General features: G+C 51.9%; 4 protein-coding genes. 3 read left to right on the forward strand and 1 reads right to left on the reverse strand.

The annotated features are described in order from the left end of the window. The 3 genes from PHF27_RS13625 to zapA form a co-directional block, all read left to right on the forward strand. A partial coding sequence (locus tag PHF27_RS13625; protein ID WP_300071204.1) for a phenylalanine--tRNA ligase subunit alpha occupies positions 1-497 on the forward strand: 497 nt, incomplete at its 5' end. 20 nt (positions 498-517) lie between these two features. Continuing rightward, positions 518-2,959: a phenylalanine--tRNA ligase subunit beta gene (gene pheT, locus PHF27_RS13630; RefSeq protein ID WP_300071207.1), complete on the forward strand. Its 2,442-nt coding sequence runs from the start codon at positions 518-520 to the stop codon at positions 2,957-2,959. A 90-nt stretch (positions 2,960-3,049) separates the two neighbouring features. Beyond that, positions 3,050-3,307 carry a cell division protein ZapA gene (gene zapA / locus PHF27_RS13635; protein ID WP_300071210.1) on the forward strand — a complete coding sequence of 86 codons (258 nt, stop codon included), beginning with the start codon at positions 3,050-3,052 and terminating at the stop codon, positions 3,305-3,307. A 92-nt stretch (positions 3,308-3,399) separates the two neighbouring features. On the opposite strand, the gene PHF27_RS13640 is transcribed toward zapA, so the two are convergent. Next, positions 3,400-3,858, reverse strand: coding sequence for a DUF441 domain-containing protein (locus tag PHF27_RS13640; RefSeq protein WP_300071214.1), 459 nt, complete (start codon positions 3,856-3,858; stop codon positions 3,400-3,402). Positions 3,859-4,028: the final 170 nt, after the last annotated feature.

Raw genomic sequence — 4,028 nt, forward strand, 5'->3', positions numbered from 1 at the left:
CGCGGGTTATGCAAGCCAGCGAGCCGAATAGTCCGGTGCGGATTATTGCGCCTGGCAAAGTATATCGCTGTGATTACGACGCCACGCACTCGCCGATGTTCCATCAGGTAGAAGGCTTGGTTATTGATAAAGAGATTAATTTTGCCGATTTAAAAGGAACCTTGGAACTTTTCATTCGGGAAATTTTTGGAGCTAATACAGGGGTTCGCTTCCGGCCCAGTTTCTTCCCGTTTACGGAGCCGAGCGCAGAGGTGGATATTTCCTGCGTGATTTGCCAGGGTAAAGGCTGCCGGGTTTGCAAGCAAACCGGCTGGCTGGAGATTTTGGGTTCTGGTATGGTGCATCCTCGGGTGCTGGAGTTGAGCGGCTATGATCCGAATAAGGTGCAAGGCTTTGCTTTTGGCATGGGTGTGGAACGCATTGCCATGCTTTTATACCGCATTGACGATTTGCGGTTGTTTTATGAAAATGACGTTCGCTTTTTGCGGCAGTTTTAATTGTACAAAGGAGGATACTCATGCGCACATCCATTGAATGGCTTAATGACTATGTAACGATTCAGACTGCGCCGCAAGAATTGGCGGATGCATTGACCATGGCGGGTATTCCTGTAGAGGAAATTGAATACCAGGGACAAGGTTTGGAAAAAGTGGTGGTTGGCAAAATTGAGGAGATTTTGCCCCATCCTAATGCAGATAAACTGCGTATTTGCCGCGTTAATGTCGGCGCAGCGGAGTTGCTGCAAATTGTGACCGGCGCTGCAAATGTACAAGAAAAGGATGTAATTCCTGTCGCCTTGGAAGGGGCGCACTTGCCGAACGGAGTGTCGATTAAAGCAAGCAAGCTGCGGGGCGAGCCTTCTTACGGCATGCTTTGCTCCGCTAAGGAGCTGGGGATTGATTCGGAAGAACTGCCGGAGGAGCAGCGCAGCGGCATTTTTATTCTGCCGGCTGATACGGCCATTGGCCAAGGCATTCAAGATGTGCTGGGCTTAAATCAGGTTATTTTGGGCTTTGAACTGACGGCTAATCGTCCTGACTGCTTCAGCGTTATTGGTTTGGCGCGGGAAGTCGCGGCTTTGACAGGAGCTTCTTTAAAATTACCGGAAATTAAAGTGCAAGAGGATGCGGCTTTACCCCAAGCAAGTGAAACCGTGACCGTGCAAACGGCTTGTCCGGAGTTGTGCCGCCGTTTTGCCGCGCGAGTGCTGCATGATGTAAAAGTGGGTCCTTCGCCGGAATGGCTGGCCAGACGGGTTGAAGCGGCAGGTATGCGTTCCATTAGCAATGTTGTGGACGTGACCAACTTTGTCATGCTGGAAATGGGCCAACCTTTGCATGCGTATGACGCTTCGCGCGTGCGAGGCGCTTCTTTGACGGCACGGCTGGCTAACGAAGGGGAAGAACTGGTGACGCTGGATTCGGTAGAAAGAAAACTGAATGCCAGCATGCTTGTTATTGCTGACGCCGAAGGGCCCGCAGGCTTGGCCGGCGTCATGGGCGGTTTTGACAGCGAAGTAACCGAGGCTACGCAAACGGTCATTTTGGAAGCCGCTCATTTTCAAGGGGCGAACATCCGGAGAACGGCTCGTCAGCTGGGCTTGCGCTCGGAGGCTTCGGGGCGTTTTGAACGCGGTACCGATGTGGCGCGTGCAACAGACGCTCTGGATCGGGCGGCGCAGTTGCTCCAGGAAATGGGGGCTTGCCGTATTGCGCCCGGGTATGCTGATGCCTACCCGGTAGTGCAAGAGCCGAGAACGGTTTCTTTTTCCGTAGCTGAGGTAAATCGCCGTTTGGGAACCGCCTTGTCAGCAGGCTGCATGAATGATATTTTGCAGCGCCTGTATTTCACCATTCTGCAGGTAGAAGGCGATACCGTTACCTTGGGTGTTCCTTCTTGGCGCGATGACGTGGAAGGAATGGCTGATATTTCGGAAGAAATTGCTCGCATGCATGGCTTTGAGCAGATTCAAGCTTCCCTGCCTGCAGCGGCGGTAGCGCCTGGCGGGCAAAGCCAGCGCCATGATTTGGTAGACCTGCTTACGCAGCAATGCGTGGCTGCCGGCTTTATGCAAGGCATATCCTTCAGTTTTTCTCATCCCAAAGTGTTTGACGCTTTGCGTTTGGAGGCGGAAGACCTGCGCCGCAAGGCAGTGCCAGTATTAAACCCCATTACCGATGAATTCCCCATTTTGCGTACTACGCTGTTGGGGAATATGCTGGAAATGGTAGGTCGCAATGTGGCTCGCCGCAATGAAGATGTCCGCTTGTTTGAAATCGGCGCGGTATATTTGCCGGAAAACTTGCCTATGGATATGCTGCCTCAAGAGCCCTGGATGCTGTGTGCTGCGTTGACTGGCAGAAGACAGCCTCAGGGCTGGAACCAAGGTCAAGAACCTGTCGACTTTTATGATGCCAAGGGCTTGGCGGAACAGCTTCTCGCTTCGCTGGGCTTAACCAAGGCCTCTTTTGAAAAGGCGGTTCATCCGGCATTGCATCCGGGCCGCTGTGCTCGTATTGTTTATCCTGGCGGCAAGGAGCTGGGCTGGGTTGGTGAAGTCCACCCCGATACGCGGGAGGCTTTTGGCCTGCGGGCGCCGGTATTCCTTTGTGAACTGTCCTTGGAAGCCGTGCTTCCTTTGTGGAAACGTCTGCCAACCTACACGGCGCTGCCTAAATTCCCGGGTATGCAGCGGGATTTGGCCTTTGTTACTTCCGATGAAATTTCTGCAGGCGTCTTAGAGCAGGAAATCAGTAAGGTTGGCGGCGCCTTGCTAAAGCAGGTTACTCTTTTTGATTTGTATAAAGGAGACCGCTTGCCTGCGAACCAACGCAGCCTGGCTTTCTCGCTGCTGTTCCAGTCTGCTGAGAAAACGCTGACCGACGAAGAAGTGGAAACGGTGATTCAAAAAATCATCAGCCGCCTTCATGAGCGTTTTGGCTGCGAGCTGCGCCAATAGGAAGATTGCGTTTTGTCTTGGGAAGGAATTAGTTTGTTCTTGTCGAATGAAAGTCTAAGATGAAATACGCATAAAGTGCCAGGTGACGAGATGGATAAAAACAAGTGCAAAGTGACGGTGGAAATTTTTGGCGAAGCCTATACTCTGAAGGGGGATATGGAAGCCGAAGCCGTGCGGAAGATTGCTGCGACGGTTGACCAGAGAATGCGTCAGCTGGCGCGCAGTAATCCGAGGCTGTCCGTAGCCAAAGTAGCAGTATTGACGGCGCTGAATCTGGCGGAAGAGTTTGGCAAGCTGGAGCAGGACTATCAGGAACTGATGGAACTGCTTGATGACGACAAGCGATAAAAAGACATGAAGCACTGGGTTCTGCGCTTTGGCGCAGAACCCAGTGCTTCTCTGTGAAGGCTTTTGGATTTCTTTGGTGTTTCGTTCGGCGCTTACGCCTTGAAAAATCCGGCCAGACTGATTACTAAAGAGACTAAGCCGCCGGCAATCAAAGGGCCGACAGCTAGACCGTGAAAGAGACAGACGCCGGCAATGGTGCCGACGATCAAGGCGCTGACGGCTTCCGGCGTTTCGCGCATAAAAGGAATTCCTTGCGCTGCCAGGTGCGACACCCAGATGCCTACAGCGATAGCCACAAGGCCTACTGGCGATTTGAAGGCGTCCAAAAGCATGGAAGTAGTCAGCTTGCCTTGAGCGATGGGGACCAGAATCGCCATCGTCAAAATGGTAATTCCAACGGAGATGCCGTGCGCTTCCACCGGAGCCAGCCAGGCTTCAAAGCCCAGCCACTTGATTAGCAGTAAAAGCAAAGCAGCGATAAAGACACTGTAATTGCTGCCGAAGAAAGCTAAAAAAAGGATGATAAGCAGAGGTATACTGGATTCAAACATAAAACCGGCCTCCTTGGAGTTTCAATAATAACCTTTATCATAACGCGAATGATAGAGGAAAGCCACTTTATGAAGGTTATTTAACGAGATGATTTTGCTGTTACACAAGACTTTATTGCGCAGGGATAGCAGGCTTCTCTGATTTTCCCTCAAGGCTGGCAAAAGATAGC

The sequence above is a fragment of the Anaeromusa sp. genome, assembly GCF_028691475.1.
Taxonomy (GTDB): Bacteria; Bacillota; Negativicutes; order Anaeromusales; family Anaeromusaceae; genus Anaeromusa.

Coding starts and splice junctions, on each gene's coding strand:
- pheT (WP_300071207.1), top strand. CDS start 518: ATGCGCACATCCATTGAATGGCTTAATGACTATGTAACGATTCAGACT.
- zapA (WP_300071210.1), top strand. CDS start 3,050: ATGGATAAAAACAAGTGCAAAGTGACGGTGGAAATTTTTGGCGAAGCC.
- PHF27_RS13640 (WP_300071214.1), bottom strand. CDS start 3,858: ATGTTTGAATCCAGTATACCTCTGCTTATCATCCTTTTTTTAGCTTTC.